This window comes from Spirillospora sp. NBC_01491 (genome assembly GCF_036227065.1).
Lineage (GTDB): Bacteria > Actinomycetota > Actinomycetes > Streptosporangiales > Streptosporangiaceae > Spirillospora > Spirillospora xylanilytica.
On the sequence record NZ_CP109432.1, the window covers coordinates 6,500,698 to 6,518,921 of the forward strand.

14 protein-coding genes are annotated in these 18,224 nt (G+C 71.9%); 8 read left to right on the forward strand and 6 right to left on the reverse strand.

The window, feature by feature from the left end; translation table 11 throughout:
- Positions 1 to 85 precede the first annotated feature (85 nt).
- The 6 genes from OHA34_RS30185 to OHA34_RS30210 all read left to right on the forward strand — a co-directional run bounded on the left by OHA34_RS30185 (position 86) and on the right by OHA34_RS30210 (position 6,797).
- Positions 86 to 697 (forward strand): helix-turn-helix domain-containing protein, encoded by a 612-nt coding sequence (locus tag OHA34_RS30185; protein ID WP_285937981.1) that lies wholly within the window; start codon positions 86 to 88, stop codon positions 695 to 697.
- Between the two features lie 343 nt (positions 698 to 1,040).
- Complete coding sequence (locus OHA34_RS30190) at positions 1,041 to 1,871, forward strand: hypothetical protein (RefSeq protein WP_285937980.1); 831 nt, start codon at positions 1,041 to 1,043, stop codon at positions 1,869 to 1,871.
- Between the two features lie 13 nt (positions 1,872 to 1,884).
- Entirely contained in the window at positions 1,885 to 3,870 is a 1,986-nt protein-coding gene (locus tag OHA34_RS30195; RefSeq protein ID WP_329519616.1) for a fumarate reductase/succinate dehydrogenase flavoprotein subunit, read from the forward strand.
- Positions 3,867 to 4,637, forward strand: a complete 771-nt coding sequence (locus OHA34_RS30200; RefSeq protein WP_285937977.1) for a succinate dehydrogenase/fumarate reductase iron-sulfur subunit — start codon at positions 3,867 to 3,869, stop codon at positions 4,635 to 4,637. Before OHA34_RS30195 ends, OHA34_RS30200 begins: the two co-directional genes overlap by 4 nt.
- 310 nt (positions 4,638 to 4,947) lie before the next feature.
- Positions 4,948 to 5,637: a Crp/Fnr family transcriptional regulator gene (locus tag OHA34_RS30205; RefSeq protein ID WP_285937976.1), complete on the forward strand. Its 690-nt coding sequence runs from the start codon at positions 4,948 to 4,950 to the stop codon at positions 5,635 to 5,637.
- Positions 5,638 to 5,768: 131 nt separating this feature from the next.
- Positions 5,769 to 6,797 (forward strand): LysR family transcriptional regulator, encoded by a 1,029-nt coding sequence (locus OHA34_RS30210; protein WP_329519617.1) that lies wholly within the window; start codon positions 5,769 to 5,771, stop codon positions 6,795 to 6,797.
- A gap of 65 nt (positions 6,798 to 6,862) precedes the next feature.
- Here OHA34_RS30210 and OHA34_RS30215 read toward each other — a convergent pair whose 3' ends face one another.
- On the reverse strand, positions 6,863 to 7,990 hold the full coding sequence (locus OHA34_RS30215) for an SMP-30/gluconolactonase/LRE family protein (protein WP_285937974.1): 1,128 nt from the start codon (positions 7,988 to 7,990) through the stop codon (positions 6,863 to 6,865).
- Positions 7,991 to 8,243: 253 nt separating this feature from the next.
- On the opposite strand from OHA34_RS30215, the gene OHA34_RS30220 reads away from it, so the two are divergent.
- The gene (locus tag OHA34_RS30220) at positions 8,244 to 9,017 is read left to right on the forward strand and encodes a GntR family transcriptional regulator (RefSeq protein WP_329519618.1); all 774 of its coding nucleotides are present in this window, start codon (positions 8,244 to 8,246) and stop codon (positions 9,015 to 9,017) included.
- A 30-nt stretch (positions 9,018 to 9,047) separates the two neighbouring features.
- Here OHA34_RS30220 and OHA34_RS30225 read toward each other — a convergent pair whose 3' ends face one another.
- The 5 genes from OHA34_RS30225 to OHA34_RS30245 form a co-directional block, all read right to left on the reverse strand.
- Positions 9,048 to 10,970, reverse strand: coding sequence for a glycine betaine ABC transporter substrate-binding protein (locus tag OHA34_RS30225; RefSeq protein ID WP_285937973.1), 1,923 nt, complete (start codon positions 10,968 to 10,970; stop codon positions 9,048 to 9,050).
- Between the two features lie 243 nt (positions 10,971 to 11,213).
- On the reverse strand, positions 11,214 to 11,966 hold the full coding sequence (locus OHA34_RS30230) for a succinate dehydrogenase/fumarate reductase iron-sulfur subunit (RefSeq protein WP_285937972.1): 753 nt from the start codon (positions 11,964 to 11,966) through the stop codon (positions 11,214 to 11,216).
- Positions 11,967 to 11,968: 2 nt separating this feature from the next.
- Positions 11,969 to 13,906 (reverse strand): fumarate reductase/succinate dehydrogenase flavoprotein subunit, encoded by a 1,938-nt coding sequence (locus tag OHA34_RS30235; protein ID WP_285937971.1) that lies wholly within the window; start codon positions 13,904 to 13,906, stop codon positions 11,969 to 11,971.
- 2 nt (positions 13,907 to 13,908) lie between these two features.
- The gene (locus OHA34_RS30240) at positions 13,909 to 14,598 is read right to left on the reverse strand and encodes a succinate dehydrogenase cytochrome b subunit (RefSeq protein WP_285937970.1); all 690 of its coding nucleotides are present in this window, start codon (positions 14,596 to 14,598) and stop codon (positions 13,909 to 13,911) included.
- 226 nt (positions 14,599 to 14,824) lie between these two features.
- Entirely contained in the window at positions 14,825 to 16,036 is a 1,212-nt protein-coding gene (locus OHA34_RS30245) for a PP2C family protein-serine/threonine phosphatase (RefSeq protein WP_285937969.1), read from the reverse strand.
- A gap of 362 nt (positions 16,037 to 16,398) precedes the next feature.
- On the opposite strand from OHA34_RS30245, the gene OHA34_RS30250 reads away from it, so the two are divergent.
- A complete protein-coding gene (locus tag OHA34_RS30250; protein ID WP_329519619.1) occupies positions 16,399 to 18,105 on the forward strand; it encodes an ABC transporter ATP-binding protein in 1,707 nt (568 codons plus the stop codon).
- The last annotated feature ends 119 nt before the right edge of the window (positions 18,106 to 18,224 follow it).

Below are 18,224 nucleotides of genomic sequence, written 5' to 3' on the forward strand. Positions count from 1 at the left end.
GCGTGGCACCATGGATCAAGGGGAACGATCCTGTGCAAGCGAGAATATAGTGTTTGCAAATGCGAATCGTCAAGGGGGTGTCCGGGTGACTGTGCCCGAGGACACGATCGTCCGGAATCGCGCGTTGCAGACGGAGTGGTACGGAGAGCCGCTCGGAGACCGGGTGCGCCGGCTCCTCGACCGGCTCGGCCTGTCCCAGTCGGGCCTGGCCGGCGTGCTCGGGCTGTCGCCGCCGATGCTCTCCCAGCTGATGTCCGCCCAGCGGGCGAAGATCAGCAATCCGGTCGTGCTGAACCGGCTGCTCGCCGCCGAGGAGCTGGCCTGCGGGCCCGAGTTCGACGCGCTGCCCGCCGCCGAGGTGAAGGAGCGGCTCCGGACGATCCGTGCCGAGGTGGCGGCGACCACTTCCGGCGTCCGGATGGCCACCTCCGATCAGGCGTCGAACGCCCGCCCGGTCGCTGTCGGTGCCGCCGCCGGCGCCTCCGGCGGCGGCCGGCCCGCGGCCGGTCCCGCCGGCGAATCCACCGCCCGCCAGGTGCAGGCGCTGCTGCGCGAGGTCGCCTCCGCGACCGAGATCGAGGCGGCGGCCGGCCTCATCGACACCGACTTCCCCGAGCTCGCCGAGATCCTCCGGATCTACGGGAACGGCCGCACGAGCGAGGCCGAGGCGCACTTCCTCCGGACGCTCGGCAGGTGACGTCCGGGCGGGGCGGGCCGGCGCCGGGGCGCGGGCGGCGTGATCCATTCATGCCCGTTCACGCTCGTGTCGATTCTCCTCGGCCATAACGACTGGTTATGAGAGTCCCGCCGTGTATACGGGGCTTCACGAGGACAAAGTCTGTGGTCAGGGTCACAGCCGGGTGTGGCTGTTATGTATGTCACAGTGCCGCGCGGGTGGAATAGGGTCGCTTCGCTGGAAGCGCACACGAGGCGTCACCGCCCGCATGCGGCGCCGTCTCCGGCCGGGGCGCGACGGCCGCGAGAGTGCGCTCGCCCGTGTGACGGGGGATCCCGATGACCCGAGCTCAGGAGAGCGATCGATGAGCACTGTGGAGGCGCCGGCCCAAGCTCGCGCCCAAATCAAGGAACGTACGCTCCGCAAGGACGACTGGCGGCTCTATCCGACCACCACGGTCGTCATCTTCTCGGCGTGGGTGATCTACGCGACCGTGCGCGCCTTCTGGGGCGCGGCGTTCTACGTCCCGGAGTTCCACTACCTGACGCCGTTCTACTCCCCCTGCCTGAACGACATCTGTAGCAGTGTCACGCTCGACGGGCACACCGGCGACGCGGCGGAGTTCGGCACGTTCCTCCCGGCGGCCACCAGGGGCTGGATCCCGTTCGCGGCGCTGTCGCTGCCGTTCCTCCTGCTGTTCCGGCTGACCTGCTACTACTACCGCAAGGCGTACTACCGCTCGTTCTGGCGCTCGCCGGCGGCGTGCGGCGTCGCCGAGACGCGGTCGAAGTACACCGGCGAGCGGCGGTTCCCGCTGATCGGCCAGAACCTGCACCGGTACTTCTGGATCGCCGCGGGTCTGGTCTCCCTGATCAACACCTATGACGCGATCCGCGCCTTCCACGGCGAGGACGGCGGGTTCGGCATCGGGCTCGGCACGCTGATCCTGGTCGCCAACGTGGTGCTGCTGTGGCTGTACACGCTCTCGTGCCACTCCTGCCGGCACGTCGTCGGCGGACGGCTCAAGAACTTCTCCAAGCACCCGTTCCGCTACTGGATGTGGGGCCAGGTCTCCAAGCTCAACCAGAAGCACGGCAGCTACGCCCTGATCACCCTCGGGTCCTTGGTGGTGGCCGACCTGTACGTCGCGCTGGTCGCCAGCAACACCATCTCCGACCTGCGAATCTTCAACTAAGAGGCGGCGCAAGATGACCGAGATCGAAAGGCACTCCTACGACGTCGTGGTGATCGGTGCCGGTGGCGCCGGGCTGCGCGCGGCGATCGAGGCCCGCCTCCAGGGCAAGAAGACGGCGATCATCTCCAAGTCGCTGTTCGGCAAGGCCCACACCGTGATGGCCGAGGGCGGCGCCGCCGCCGCGATGGGGAACGTCAACCCCAACGACAACTGGCAGGTGCACTTCCGCGACACCATGCGCGGGGGCAAGTTCCTCAACAACTGGCGGATGGCCGAGCTGCACGCCAAGGAGGCCCCCGACCGGGTCTGGGAGCTGGAGCACTGGGGTGCGCTGTTCGACCGCACCAAGGACGGCAAGATCAGCCAGCGCAACTTCGGCGGGCACGAGTACCCGCGGCTGGCGCACGTCGGCGACCGGACCGGCCTGGAGCTGATCCGCACCGCGCAGCAGAAGATCGTCGCGCTCCAGCAGCAGGACCACGCCGAGCACGGCGACTACGACGCGCGGCTCAGGGTGTGGGCCGAGACGACGGTGACGCGGCTGCTCATGGACGGCGACCGGATCGCGGGCGTGTTCGCCTACGTCCGCGAGACCGGCAAGTTCGTGGTGTTCGAGGCCCCGGCCGTGGTGCTGGCCACCGGCGGCATCGGCAAGGCGTTCAAGGTCACCTCCAACTCCTGGGAGTACACCGGCGACGGTCACTCGCTGGCGCTGCTGGCGGGCGCGACGCTGCTCAACATGGAGTTCGTCCAGTTCCACCCGACCGGGATGGTCTGGCCGCCGTCGGTCAAGGGCATCCTGGTGACCGAGTCGGTCCGCGGCGACCGCGGGGTGCTCAAGAACTCCGACGGCAAGCGGTTCATGTTCGAGTACATCCCCGAGGTCTTCAAGACCCAGTACGCCACCTCCGAGGAGGAGGGCGACCGCTGGTACGACGACCCCGAGAACAACAAGCGGCCCCCCGAGCTGCTGCCCCGCGACGAGGTCGCCCGCGCGATCAACTCCGAGGTCAAGGCCGGCCGCGGCTCGCCGCACGGCGGGGTGTTCCTCACCGTCGTCGACCGGATGCCGGGCGGCGCCGCCGAGATCGTCAGGCGGCTGCCGTCGATGCACCACCAGTTCAAGGAGCTGGCCGACGTCGACATCACCACCGAGGCGATGGAGGTCGGCCCGACCTGCCACTACGTGATGGGCGGGGTGGAGGTCGACCCCGACACCGCCGCCGCGCTCGTCCCCGGGCTGTTCGCGGCGGGCGAGGTCGCGGGCGGCATGCACGGCTCCAACCGGCTCGGCGGCAACTCCCTCACCGACCTGCTGGTCTTCGGCCGGCGGGCCGGGCTCGGCGCGTCCGAGTACGTCGACTCGCTGCCGGAGCGTCCAGCGGTGCCCGGGGCCGAGGTCGAGGCGGCCACCGCCGAGGCGCTCGCCCCCTTCGAGCGCGCGGGCGGCGAGAACCCCTACGCGGTGCACGCCGAGTTGCAGCAGACCATGAACGAGCTGGTCGGCATCATCCGCAAGGAGGGCGAGCTGGAGCAGGCCCTGGAGGCCCTGGAGAAGATCAGGGAGCGGGTCGCGAACGTCAGCGTCGACCCGGTCGCGGTGAACGACGGCCGCGGCTACCACCCGGGCTGGCACCTCGCGCTCGACCTGCGCAACATGCTGCTGGTCTCCGAGGCCATCGCCAAGGCGGCGCTGGAGCGGCAGGAGAGCCGCGGCGGGCACACCCGCGACGACCACCCGGGCATGTCGCCCGAGTGGCGCAAGGTCAACCTGGTCTGCCGGCTCGCCGGCGACCCGGCCGCCCCGCACGTCGAGCTGAAGCACCAGCCGATGGAGCCGATGCGCGGCGACCTGCTCGGGCTGTTCGAGAACGACGAGCTGAAGAAGTACCTCACCCCCGAGGAGGTGCCGGCCGGAGCCGCCGCCGAGGCCGGGGCCGCGGGGGACGGCGGCGGGGCGACGGCCGCCGGAGCCGAGAACCAGGAGGGCGACCGATGAGCTACGAGGCCAAGTTCAAGGTCTGGCGCGGCGACGACGGCGACGGCGAGCTCACCGACTACGCCGTGGAGGTGAACGAGGGCGAGGTCGTCCTCGACATCATCCACCGGCTCCAGGCCACCCAGGCCCCCGACCTCGCCGTCCGGTGGAACTGCAAGGCCGGCAAGTGCGGGTCGTGCTCGGCCGAGGTGAACGGCATGCCGCGGCTGATGTGCATGACCCGGATGTCGACGTTCGAGCCGGACGAGACGATCACCGTCACCCCGATCCGCACCTTCCCGGTGATCCGGGACCTGGTCACCGACGTCTCGTTCAACTACGAGAAGGCGCGGGAGATCCCCTCGTTCGACCCGGGCGACGTCGCGCCGGGCGACATCCGCATGCAGCAGGTGGACGTCGAGCGCTCGCAGGAGTTCCGCAAGTGCATCGAGTGCTTCCTGTGCAACAACGTCTGCCACGTCATCCGCGACCATGAGGAGAACAAGCCCGACTTCGCCGGGCCCCGGTTCCTCATGCGGATCGCCGAGCTGGAGATGCACCCGGCCGACGTCGGCGACCGGCGTGAGATCGCGCAGACGGACCACGGTCTCGGCTTCTGCAACATCACCAAGTGCTGCACCGAGGTCTGCCCCGAGCACATCAAGATCACCGACAATGCGCTGATCCCGTTGAAGGAACGGGTGGTCGGCCGCAAGTACGACCCGGTGGTGTGGCTCGGCAGCAAGCTCGGCATCGTCAAGAAGGGCCAGGACACCCCCTCGGCCTGACGGCCGCCCCGGAACCGCCCGAGGGCGTCCGGACGCCCGCCGCACGATCGCGCCCCCTGCCGCCCCCGGTGGCAGGGGGCGTGGTCGTTCCCCCATGATGACGGCGGGCGGCGTGCCCCCGTCACCGCCGCCCGCCGTACCGCCGTTCCCCAGAACGCCGTGGACGCTAACGGCCTCACGGCCCCATACGTCGCGATTCACTCTCGCGCGTCCGACAAGCGGTGAATAGGGAGAAGTGCACACAACGCGTGATGCATTCGTGATTGCGGTCCGCGCCCCGGGCGGCTGGGTTCCCTTTAGCGTGGTCGGCATGAGCGCCCTCGAACCGGGCTCGTTCCTCACCGAACTGACCCCGGTGGAACGCGACGACCTGGAATCACGCGCCCGGGTCCGTGACTTCGATCGGGGAGAGACCCTCTTCGGCGAGGGGGAGGAGTCCAATTGGGTGGCGGTCCTGCTGAAAGGCCGGGTGAAGGCGTTCTCCTACCGGGAGAACGGCGGCGAGGCACTGCTCGCGGTGCGCGGCGTGGGCTCGCTTCTGGGGGAGGTGGCGGCGATCGACGGGCTGCCCCGCTCGGCGACGGTGGCCGCCCTGGAGCCGGTGCAGACGCTCGTGCTGACCGCGGACGAGTTCATGGCCTTCCTCCGCGCACACGGCCGGGTCTCGATCCTGATCATGCAGATGCTGTGCCAGCGGTGGCGGGACGCCGACCGCAAGCGGATCGAGTTCGGCATGTTCGACGCGACCGGGCGGGTGGCCGAGCGCCTGGTCGAGCTGGCCGAGCGCTTCGGCGCCCCGTACCGGAGCCGCACCACCGGCGAGGAGAGCGTGCGGATCACGCTCAACCTGTCGCAGGAGGAGCTGGCGGGCTGGGTCGGCGCGTCCCGCGAGGCGGTCAGCAAGGCGCTGCGCACCCTGCGTGGATACGGCTGGATCGAGACCGGCCGGCGCCGGGTGATCGTCCACGACCTCCAGGCGCTCCGCCGCCACGCCCGCTGACCCCGCCTCGCGCCTCCCGGGGCGCGGGCCGGCCGGGCCTCCGCGCCGGACGTGCAGACGGGCGTGTCTGACCTGGCGTAACGGCAGGGCGCCGCAAAGTGGGCCGGGACGGGGGCCGTACCCTGTGCAGGATGCAGCTACAGCAGCTCTCCTACTTCGTCGCGGTCGCGGAGGTGCGGCACTTCACCCAGGCGGCGGAGATCCTGCGTGTGGCGCAGCCCTCGCTGTCCAAGCAGATCCGCGCGCTGGAGACCGAGCTGGGCGCCTCGCTGTTCAGCCGAGCCCGCGGCAACATCACGCTGACCCCGGCGGGCGAGGCGCTGCTCCCGCTGGCCAAGCGGATACTGGCCGACGTTGATACCGCGCGGCTCGAGGTGCAGGAGCTGGCGGGACTGCGGCGCGGACGGGTCCGTCTCGGCGCGACGCCCTCGCTGTGCGCGGGGCTGCTCGCCGACGTGCTGCGCCGCTTCCACGACGCCTACCCCGGGATCCGGCTGCTGGTGGAGGAGGGGGGCTCGCGCGACCTGGTGCGGGAGCTGACCCGGGGGTCGCTGGACCTGGCGCTGGTGATTCTTCCGCTGCACGGTGATCCGCCGCTGGAGACGACTCCGATCCTGCGTGAGCATCTGGTCGTGGCGTCCCCGGCCGGGACGTCGCCTGCGCAGGTGCCGCGCCGTTCGCACTTGCGGATCGAGGATCTGCGGAATCGGCCGTTGGTGATGTTCCGTTCGGGCTACGACCTGCGTGAGGCGACCATCGGCGCGTGCCGGGCGGCGGGGTTCGAGCCGCGGTTCGCGGTCGAGGGCGGCGAGATGGACGCGGTGCTGCGCTTCGTGGAGGCGGGCCTCGGCATCGCGGTGGTGCCGAGCATGGTGCTCGCCGGCCGCCCTGGCCTGCGCGGGACCCCGCTCGTCCTGACCGAACGGTCCAACGGCCCCGGCCCGGACGTCCCCGCGGACGTCGGCGCCGTGGGCGGGCAGCAGCTCCGGCGCGCGCAGCCGCCGCCCGACCTGTTGCGCACGATCGCGCTGGCGCGGCGCAAGGACGTCCAGCCCACCCATGCGGCGCGGGCCTTTCAGGACACCCTGATGACCTTCCTCGTCGAGGCGGCGCTGGCCGGCAGCCTCCCGGCCGGGGTGGAGACCCTGGTCAGCGCCTGACCTTCGCGGGCCTCCGCCCCGGCCGCTCCGCCCTGGTCTCCCCGCGGGTGGCCGTCCCGGCGGGGTCAGCCTCCGTAGTTGAGCTTGAGGCCCGGACGGGGCCACTCGGCCTTCAGCAGCTTCCCGGTGCTGGACGCGGTGATGTAGGCGGTGCGCATGTCCGGGCCGCCCCAGCAGATGTTGGTGATCCCGGGGTCGTCGTCCACGTCGATCTCGACGAAGTCCACCAGCTTGCCCTTCGGGCTCACCACGGAGATCCCGGAGTGGATCATCGAGGCGACGCAGACGTTGCCGTGCCCGTCGACGCCGAGGGAGTCGAAGTTGGTGTAGTCGGGCGCGGTGTACAGGAAGTTGCCGCCGCCGGACCCGCCGAGCGACCTACCGCCCTCGATCTGGCCCGGGCCGGTGACGTCCCACCACCAGACCCGCGCGGTGTAGGTCTCGCTGACGTACATCCGCTTGCCGTCCGGGGAGAGGCCGATGCCGTTGGGGCCCTCCATCCCGCCGGCGATCATCTTGATGGACGAGCCGTCGGCCTTCGCGTAGTACAGCCGGCCCTTGTCGGCGGTGACGCCGTCGCTCTTGCCGTAGTCGGTGAAGTAGATGCCGCCGTGGGCGTCGAAGACCAGGTCGTTCGGGCCGCGGAGCTGCTGCCCGTCTGCCTCGGTGTAGAGGGTCTCGACCGCGCCGGTGGTCAGGTCGACCGCCTGGATGCTGCCGCTCTCGTAGTCGTCGGGGATGCCGCCGGCGAAGACGAAGCCGCCCACCTCGAAGCGGCGCAGGCCGCCGCAGTTGGCGAGGTAGACGCGGCCGTCCGGGCCGAGCGCGGCGCCGTTGGGGCCGCCGCCGACCTGGGCCGCGACCGAGGTGGTGCCGTCCGGCTTGATCCGGGTGAGCGTGCCGCGGTGGATCTCCACCACGAGCACGTCGCCGCCGGGCAGGGCGACCGGCCCCTCGGGGAACAGCAGGCCGTCGGCCAGCGTGGTCAGCTTCATCTTCTTCGCCTTTCGCGGGTGGTGCCGGGGGTCCGGGCGATCGCCCGGCCGGGTGGCGGCGGCGGCCGTGCCGCCGGCGGCGCCCATGATGGTGGCGCTCGCGGCGGTCAGGCCGAGCCCGGAGATCATCGTTCGGCGCGTCAACCGCCGCTGTGGCGGTTCCGCGGTGTCGTCTGGCGTGGATACGCCGGTGCTCATGTCCAGTCACCCTTCATGCCGTCGCGCAGGCGGGGCCGGCCACGCGGACTCGTCCGCCGGAGCGCGTCGCCCGCCACGCGCTAGATTGCACGCAATTCGGGGCAAAATCCAGCCCTTGGCGGCAAATTGTCAGGGAGTTGTATGCAATGGCCCTTCTGAGGGGCGTATCTGTATGGTGGACCGTACAGATCGGAGATCGCGTGGACCTCATCCCCCGGACCTCGTACGCCTCGTATGCTCCGGCGGCGACGGCATGACGCGTCCACCCGGACCCGACCGGCCGCTGTACACGCGCATCGCGATGTCGCTGAAGAGCCGCATCCTGGCCGGGCAGCACCGTCCCGGCGAGCGCCTGCCCAGCGAGGACGAGCTGGCCCGCGCCATGGAGTGCAGTCGCGGCACCGTCCGCCAGGCCCTCGCCGACCTGCGGAAGGCCGGCTACGTGACCAGCCGCCGCGGCGCGGGCAGCCACGTCGCCGACCCGCTGCCGATCGAGTCGCTGTCGCCGCGGTCCGGACCCGTCTACACCGGTTTCCTCGACGACCTCGACCACGAGTCCCACCACGTGCGCGAACTCCACCGCACCCGGGAGGTCGTCGCCGCGGACGAGGCCGTCGCCGAGCGGCTCCGCGTCCCGGTGGGCACGCGGGTGGCCCGCTACCGCGCGACCCGCCTCCGGCACGGGAGGCCGTACGGGATCGCGACCGACGTCGTCCCGCTGGCCGTCGCCGGTGCGATCACGCCGGACGCGCTGGACGGCGGCCCGACCCTCGTCGATGCCCTCGCCCTGGCCGGCCGTCCGGTCGTCGAGAGCCTGCAACGGATCGAGCCCGCCACGCTGACCGCCGCCGACGCCGCAGGCTGCGGACTCGCCCCGGGGGCGCCCGTCCTGGCCGTCACGGGCGTCGCCTACGGCCAGGACCGCGTGCCCCTCGACGCGTACACGCTGGTGATCGTCGGCGGCCACGGGATCGGCCTCCACCTCATCCGGGCAGCGCCTGGCCCGCGGACCGCAGCGCACCCATGAGAGCACCGCCGGCCGCGCCCCCGCCGCCGGTCAGCCGAGACCGGTCTGGACGAGCCATGCCTTGGCCATCGCCTCGACCCGGCTCCTGTCGACCGCCATCCGCGTGTTCATGTAGAGCAGGTCCTCCGTGGTCAGCCTCGCGGAGACCGCGTTGAGCGCCGCCGCTGCCTTGGCGCCCACGTCGGCCGCCACCAGGGGCGTGACGTTCTGCGCGCTGAACATGTGCTTCGGGTCCGTCAGCACCATGAGGTCGTTGGTGCGGATCGCCGGATCGGTCGTGAACAGCCGCACCACGTCCAGCGTTCCCTTGGTGAGCTGCTCCGCGAGCATCGTGTGGTCTTCCGGCCGGACGGGCTGGAAGTCCTTGAACGCCGCCTTGTAGACCTCTCTCAGCCCGACCAGCCCCTGGTGCCGGGTCTCGAACTCGGGCGCGGCGCCCAGCACGAGGTCCCCGGACACGCCCTTGAGGTCGGCGAGGGAGTGGAGTCCGTTCTTCCGCGCGGTCTCCCGGGTGACGGCGATCGCGTCGTTGTTCTCGGCCCTGGCCGAGTCGAGCACCCTCAGCGAGTCCGGGAGCACGCGCCCGAGCTTGCCGTTGACCCGCCCGGTGGTCATCGGCTCGCGGGTGTCGCCCCCCAGGCCGCCCAGGTGCGAGGCGAGCGCCCCGTTGTACTCCGGGACGACGTCGACCTCGCCGGAGAGCACCTTGGGGAAGTAGACCTCGCGGGGGCCGATGTTCCGCATCCGGGTGACCTTGAAGCCCGCGGTCACCAGGGCCTGCGCGTAGATCTCGCTCAGCAGCACGTTCTCGGGGAAGTCCGCCGATCCCACGGTCAGCCGCGGGGACGGGGCGGTCGCCGGGGCCGCGCCCGCCGCCCGCGTCCGGTGGCCGGCGGGCGGGGACCCCAGCCGCGCCCCGACACCGGCGGCGAGCGCACCGGCGAGGACCAGCGCGGCGACGAACGTGACCGCCGGATACCTCCGCCACAGCCCCGGCAGCATGTCCGCCGGGCCCGGATGTGGCGGGCGCGGGGGTGAGGCCGCCCGGCGGCGGCCGACGGTGGGCGCGCGCGGAAGCGGGGGCGCCGCCTCCGGCACCGGGGGCCGCACCGGCGGTTCGGACCGCTCTTCGGAGGACCTCCGCAGTGCCTCCTGGTCGTGCCCGAGCAGGTGGAGGAGCAGCTCGCGGGAGCGCGGGCGCTGCTCGGGATCCTCGTCCAGGCACGGCGCCACCACGGTGCGCAGCCACAAGGGGAGGTCCACCAGGAACCGGTCCACCTGGAGGGGCCGGTGCGAACCGGTCGGCAGGACGTCGTCGAACGCCCGGCTGCCGATGGCCGCGAACGTCATCGTGACCGCCCAGCCGTGCACGTCCGCCGCCGCGCCGACCGCCGCGCCCCGGACCTGTTCCGGCGCCATGTACCGAGGCGTCCCCGACGGCCCCGACCGCCCCTCGCCGGAGCGGCCCAGTGTGGTCGCGACGCCGAAGTCGATCACCCGGGGGCCGTCCGCGGCGAGCAGCACGTTGTGCGGCTTGAAGTCCCGGTGCACCACCCCCGCGCCGTGGGTGGCGGCCAGCGCGGTGATCGTGCCGACGGCCAGCCGCTCCAGCTCGGACCCGCGCAGCGCGCCGCCCGACTCGACCACGCTCTGCAACGAGGGGCCGTCGATGTACTCGCTGACGAGGTAGGGACGGTCGCCGTCGATCCCGGCGTCCAGGACCCTCGCCGTGCAGAACCGCGCGACCCGCTGGATGATGGCGATCTCGTCGAGGTCGATCGAGGCGCCGCCCCCGGGAGCGCTGTGCGGGACCTTCAGCGCGACCCGCCTCCCGGGCGCCTCCGCCGGCTCGGCGAGGTAGACGACGCCCTGGCCGCCCTCGCCGACACGGCCGGCCAGGCGGTAGCCGCCGATGCTCTCGGGATCTCCCGATCGCAGGGGTTCGACCGTCATCGCGGACCACCTCTTCCTCGGAGTGTGCTCTGTTGGACACCGTCCGTGAGGGGTTGGTTCCCGGGCTGACCGATTGCGACCGTATTCGGCCGTACGCAGACCGGCCGAGACGCACACGAAGCATGACGACACGTGCAGGTGGGGGTATAAGGCCAGGCCCGAGGCCGGGGCCGGGCCCGGGGCCCTGGAACGTGGAAGCCCCGCCCGGCATCGCCGGGCGGGGCTGCTCTGGGGGTCGGGCGGCTACTTCTTCTTGCCGCCCACGGTGGCCCTGAGGTAGTCGTGGTTGAGGCGGCCGATGACGTCCAGGGGGATGCCCTTCGGGCAGGCGATGGTGCACTCGCCGGTGTTGGTGCAGCCGCCGAAGCCCTCGTCGTCGTGGGTGTCGAGCATGCCGACCACGCGGTCCCAGCGCTCCGGCTGGCCCTGCGGCATCAGGCCGAGGTGGGTGACCTTGGCGCCGAGGAACAGCGCGGCCGAGCCGTTCGGGCACGCCGCGACGCAGGCGCCGCAGCCGATGCACTCGGCCGCCTCGAACGCGGCGTCGGCGTCCGGCTTGGGCACCGGGGTCGAGTGGGCCTCGGGCGCGGTGCCGGTGGCGGCGCTGATGTAGCCGCCGGACTGGATGATCCGGTCGAACGCCGAACGGTCGACCACCAGGTCCTTGACCACCGGGAACGCCTTGGCGCGCCACGGCTCGACGTCGATGACCTCGCCGTCCTTGAACTTGCGCATGTGCAGCTGGCAGGTCGTGGTGGCGCGCTCGGGGCCGTGCGGGGTGCCGTTGATGACCAGCGAGCACATGCCGCAGATGCCCTCGCGGCAGTCGTGGTCGAACGCGATGGGGTCGGCGCCGTCCGCGATCAGCTTCTCGTTGAGGACGTCCAGCATCTCCAGGAACGAGGCGTCGGCGGAGATGCCGTCGATCTTGTACTCGACCATCGACCCCTTGTCCTCGGGGCCCTGCTGGCGCCAGACGCGCAGTGTGAGCTTCATGATTACTTGTACGACCTCTGCGTGGGCTTGACGTATTCGAACTCGAGGGCCTCCTGGTGGAGGACGGGCCGTTCGCCCGTTCCGCCCCATTCCCAGGCGGCGACGTAGGCGAAGTTGTCGTCGTCGCGCTTGGCCTCGCCGTCCTCGTCCTGGCTCTCGGCGCGGAAGTGGCCGCCGGCCGACTCCGAGCGGTGCAGCGCGTCGATGACCATCAGCTCGCCGAGCTCCAGGAAGTCGGCGACCCGGCCGGCCTTCTCCAGCTGCTGGTTGAGCTCCTCGCCCTTGCCGGTGACCTTGACCCGGGTCCAGAACTCCGCGCGCAGCGCGGGGATCAGCTCCAGGGCCTTGCGCAGGCCCTCGTCGGTGCGCTCCATCCCGCAGTACTCCCACATGATGTGGCCGAGCTCGCGGTGGAAGGAGTCGACGGTGCGGTCGCCGTCGATCGAGAGCAGCTTGTCGATCTGCCCGGTGACGCGCTCCGCGGCCTCCTGGACGGCGGCGTCGCCGACCGGGGGGAGGGAGGTGCGGGCGATGTAGTCGCCGACGGTGTTCGGCAGGACGAAGTAGCCGTCGGCCAGGCCCTGCATCAGCGCGGACGCGCCGAGCCGGTTGGCGCCGTGGTCGGAGAAGTTGGCCTCGCCGATCACGAACAGGCCGGGGATGTTGGACGACAGGTCGTAGTCGACCCAGAGCCCGCCCATCGTGTAGTGCACGGCCGGGTAGATCCGCATCGGCGTGTCGTAGGGGTTCTCGCCGGTGATCCGCTCGTACATCTCGAACAGGTTCCCGTACTTGGCCTCGACGCTCTTGCGGCCGAGCCGCTCGATCGCGTCGGCGAAGTCGAGGTAGACGCCGAGGCCGCCGGGCCCGACGCCGCGGCCCTCGTCGCACACGTTCTTGGCGGCGCGGGAGGCGATGTCGCGGGGGACCAGGTTGCCGTAGGAGGGGTAGATGCGCTCCAGGTAGTAGTCGCGCTCGCCCTCGGGGATGTCGGACGGCCTGCGGGTGTCGCCGGCCTTCTCCGGCACCCACACCCGGCCGTCGTTGCGCAGCGACTCCGACATCAGCGTCAGCTTCGACTGGTGGTCGCCGCTGACCGGGATGCAGGTCGGGTGGATCTGGGTGTAGCAGGGGTTGGCGAAGTAGGCGCCGTGCCGGTGCGCCCGCCAGGACGCGGTGACGTTGGACCCCATGGCGTTGGTGGACAGGAAGTACACGTTCCCGTAGCCGCCGGACGCCAGCACCACCGCGTCGGCGGTGTAGTGCTTGATCTCGCCGTTGATCAGGTCGCGGACGACGACGCCGCGGGCCCGGCCGTCCTCCATGATCAGGTCGAGCATCTCGTGCCGCGCGAACAGCTCCACGTTCCCGGCGTCCACCTGCCGCATCAGCGCCTGGTAGGCGCCCAGCAGGAGCTGCTGCCCGGTCTGGCCGCGGGCGTAGAACGTCCGGGAGACCTGGGTGCCGCCGAACGAGCGGTTGTCGAGCAGGCCGCCGTACTCGCGGGCGAACGGGACGCCCTGCGCGACGCACTGGTCGATGATCTGGGTGGAGATCTCGGCGAGCCGGTGCACGTTGGACTCGCGGGCGCGGAAGTCGCCGCCCTTGACGGTGTCGTAGAACAGCCGGTGCACGCTGTCGCCGTCGTTGCGGTAGTTCTTGGCGGCGTTGATGCCGCCCTGCGCGGCGATCGAGTGGGCGCGGCGCGGGCTGTCCTGGAAGCAGAACTGCTGGACCTGGTAGCCGGCCTCGCCGAGGGTCGCGCCGGCCGAGCCGCCGGCCAGCCCGGTGCCGATGATGATGATCTTCTTCTTGCGCTTGTTGGCCGGGTTGACCAGCTTGGCCTCGAACTTGCGCGTGGTCCAGCGGTCCTCGATCGGGCCCGCGGGCGCCTTGGCGTCGCGCAGCGGCTCGCCCGGCTCGTAGAAGCTCTCGCTCATGTTCAGCTCACCCATCCGGCGGTGATGGAGACGGGGACGGAGATGAAGCCGGCGGTCACCACGGCGGCGACCGCGACGGCGAGGCCGCGCAGGGCCCGCTCACTGCGGGGGGTGCGCAGCCCCAGCGTCTGGAACGCGCTCCAGACGCCGTGGTGCAGGTGCAGCCCGACCAGCAGGATCGCCACGACGTACCAGACGGTGATGAACCAGCGGGACGGGTCGAAGTCGGCGACCATCCGCTCGTACGGGGTGGCGTCGCCGCCCTTGGGGTTGACCACGAAGAAGGTCAGGTCCAGCAGGTGCCAGATGATGTACAGCAGGATGGTCACCCCGCCGTACCGCATGGTGTGGATGGCGTAGCCCTGCGCGTGCGACTTCTTCTTCGCCTGGTACTTCACCGGCCGCGCCTCGTGGGCCCGGCGGCCCAGCGACACCGCCGACCAGATGTGCAGCACGACCGCGAGGCCCAGCACGATCTCGGTGACGGTCAGCACCGTGCGGCGCGGGACCGCGGGCTCGCCGACCGTGCGCAGCCAGTGCGCGTAATGGTTGAAGTCCTCGGCACCAAGGAAGATCTTGAGATTCCCGATCATGTGCATGAGCAGGAAGAGCACGAGGATGCCGCCGGTCACGGCCATGACGGCCTTCTTGCCGACGGTCGAGCGGTAGATCGCAGGTATCGCTATAGCCACGTCGCGAACGTTATGTCCGCCCCGGTGAAGAGTTCCAAGTCATCACAGCACTTGATCCGATAGCCGCAGGCTATGAGCAGTGCAGTACGGGGTGCCGCGCCACCAGGGACGAGGGCGGAGGTGAGTGACCTCACAACTCCATCGGGAACTCGGGTTTTCCGTGACGCGCGGCACACTCGCGGGTCAGGGTGCCCGGGTCAGGACGCCCGGACACCCGGCCGGGCCGTCAGGACGGGGGCCGCCGGGTGAGCAGCAGCACGGCCAGGTCGTCGGTGAGGGCGTCGCCGTTGAGCTGCTCGACCTCGGCGACCAGCTCGTCGATGAGCGCCCGCCCGCGGGTGCCGCGCTCGCGGGCCCGGCGGGCCAGCCCGACCAGCCCGTCGGTGCCGAGCCGGGCCGCGCCCGCGCCGATCCGGCCCTCGATCAGGCCGTCGGTGTAGAGCATCAGGCCCCAGTCCTCGCCGAGGTCGATCTCGGTGGTGGGCCACTCGGCGCCGGTCACCAGGCCGAGCGCCGGGCCGTGCGCGTACTCGGGCAGCGCGGCCACCAGGGGGCCGCCGTCGTCGCGGAACAGCAGCGGCGCCGGATGCCCGGCCAGGTGCATCCGCGCGGTGCGGCCGGACGGCGCGATGGTGATCATGCACAGCGTGGTGAAGATCTCCTCGCTGCGCCGCTCGTGCCCGAGGACGGTGTCGAGGGTGCCCAGGAGCTGCTCGCCGCCGTGCCCGGCCAGCACCAGCGTGCGCCAGGCCATCCGGAGCTGCACGCCGAGGGCGGCCTCGTCCGGGCCGTGCCCGGACACGTCGCCGATCATCAGGTGCACCGCGCCGCCCTCGGTCTGCACGGTGTCGTAGAAGTCGCCGCCGAGCAGCGCCCGGCGACGGCCCGGCCGGTAGCGGGCGTGGTGTTGCAGCGTCGGGTCGTCGATCAGCGGGACGGGCAGCAGGCCACGTTCCAAACGCGCGTTCTCGCGGCCCAGGATGCGCGCCTCGACCAGCCGCCGCTCGGTCTCCTCGGCCCGCTTGCGCTCGATCGAGTAGCGGATCGCGCGGGCCAGCAGCGGCCCGTCGACCTCCTGCTTGACCAGGTAGTCCTCGGCGCCGGCGGCGACCGCGCGGACGCCCAGGTGGCTGTCGTTCAGTCCGGTCAGCACCACGACCGCGGCGGAGCCGGACATGGCCAGGACCTCGCGCAGCCCCTCCAGCCGGTCGGTGTCGGGGGCGGACAGGTCGACGATGATGCACTGGGTGCGGCGGGTCAGCTTGGCCCGCGCCGCGCCGAGGCCGTCGGCGATGGTCATCGTGATGTCCATGCCGCTCTCGGCCAGCATCTTCTCGACGAGGAACACGTCGGAGGGGTCCTCGTCGATGAGGAGCAGGTCGATCCTGTCCTCGGTCCCCGGAGTGAGGGGATGCGCCTGATGGCTGGTGGTGCTCACAGAAAGCTTCCGGACTGTCGGCTGGGCGGCGGCACTGGCAACGGCCGGACCGTCCCGTGGGGACCCGCGCGGAGCGGGTCCGGCGGGCCGGACCGCGCCGGGCAGCGGCATCTGCCTAGCCGCCTGTGGTCCCGGCTCAAGGAGCGGAGGAGCGTCGCTCCGTACGCTCTGACCCTAGCGCCTCCGCTCGTGCCCCCGCACCCCCGGGACCGTGAACCCGGACCGTTCCGCCAGCTCTCCCGTCCCTTGATCCCCATCCGTTCCGGCCCTGCTCGGGGGGCCGCGGCGGCCGTGGTCCGGCCCGCCCGCCGGGCCGGAAAACCAGTCGAGTTCCCAGGCCGCGGCGAAATAGTCTGCGAGCCGTGAAGCCATTGCCGGTCGAAGATCCTGGGACGCCGGACCAGCGGACGCCGGCGCGCTACCTGCTCTGGCTGGCCCGTGTCCAGCGGCGCGGCGTCGCCTGGGGCGGCCTGCTCGGCGTGGTCTGGATGCTCAGCCAGGCGCTCATGCCCGCCGCGGTCGGCCGGGCCATCGACCAGGGGGTGGCGGCCAAGGACACCCGGGCGCTGCTCGCCTGGACGGGGGCGATGGTCGCGCTCGGCGTCGTCCAGGCCCTGAGCGGCGTCGCCCGGCACCGCGTCGCGGTCTTCAACTGGCTGTCGGCCGCGTACCGCACTGTCCAGGTCGTCACCCGGCAGTCGACCAGGCTGGGCGCGTCGCTGCACCGGCGGCTCAGCGCCGGCGAGGTGGTGAGCGTCGGGATCTCCGACGTCGCGCACATCGGGGACGCGCTCGACATCCTGGCGCGCGGGACGGGCTCGGTCGTGGCCGTCGTGGTGGTGGCGATCATCCTGTTGGCCGCCTCGCCGCCGCTCGGCCTGATCGTGCTGGTCGGTGTGCCGCTGATCCTGCTGGCGGCGGCCCCGCTGCTGCGCCCCCTGCGCGAGCGCGAGCACCGCCACCGCGAGCTGATCGGCGAGCTGAACACCCACGCGACCGACCTGGTCGCCGGGCTCCGGGTGCTGCGCGGCGTCGGCGGCGAGAAGCTGTTCGCGGGCCGCTACCGGGCCGAGTCGCAGCGGGTGCGGCGGGCCGGCGTGGACGTGGCGCGGGCCGAGTCGATGCTGAGCGGCGCCGAGATCCTGCTCCCCGGCCTGCTGGTCGCGCTGGTCACCTGGGTCGGCGCCCGGTTCACGGCGGACGGGACGCTCAGTGTCGGGCAGCTCGTCGCGTTCTACGGCTACGCGGTGTTCCTGATCCAGCCGCTGAAGATGTTCGGCGAGGCCGCCGGCAAGTTCACCAAGGCCCACGTGTCGGCCGCGCGGGTCGTCCGGATGCTGGCGATGGACCCCGAGCTGCCCTGTGCCGGCACCGCCCGCCCGGACGGCCCGGCCGAGCTGGTCGACGTCGCGTCCGGCCTGGTCGTCCGGCCAGGTGTGTTCACCGCCGTCGCGGCGGCCGAGCCGCGCGACGCGCAGGCGATCGCCGACCGGCTCGGCCGGTACGCCGACGGCGAGGTGACCTACGGGGGCGTGCCGCTCGCCGATGTCGCCGGGATACGCGAGCGCATCCTGGTGGCCGTCAACGAGGACCGCCTGTTCTCCGGGACGCTCAGGGACTCGCTGGCCACCGGCACCGGCGCGCAGGCGTCCGGCGACGACCTGCTCGGCCGGGCGCTGCGCACCGCGAGCGCCGAGGACATCGTGGCCGCGTCCGGGCTGGACGGGCACGTCGCCGAGGCCGGGCGGGAGTTCTCCGGCGGGCAGCGGCAGCGGCTCCGGCTCGCGCGCGCCCTGGCCGCCGACCACGAGGTGCTCGTCCTGATCGAGCCGACCAGCGCGGTCGACGCGCACACCGAGGCGCGCATCGCGGGCCGGCTCGGCCCGGCGCGGGCGGGCCGCACCACGGTGGTGTGCACGACCAGCCCGCTCGTGCTCGACCGCGCCGACCACGTCGTGTTCGTCGAGCGCGGACGCGTCGTCGCGGAGGGCGCGCACCGGGACCTCCTGGACACCGAGCCGCGCTACGCGGCCACCGTCACGAGGGAGGAGGCCGCGGCCCGTCCATGACCGCGGCGAGGCGCCCGTGGAGAGGTGCCTGTGGAGAGGCGCCTATGGAGAGGCACCCATGAGCGAGGCGCCGACGATCGCGACGCCGCGCCCGTTCATCATCCGATCGAGACCAGGGA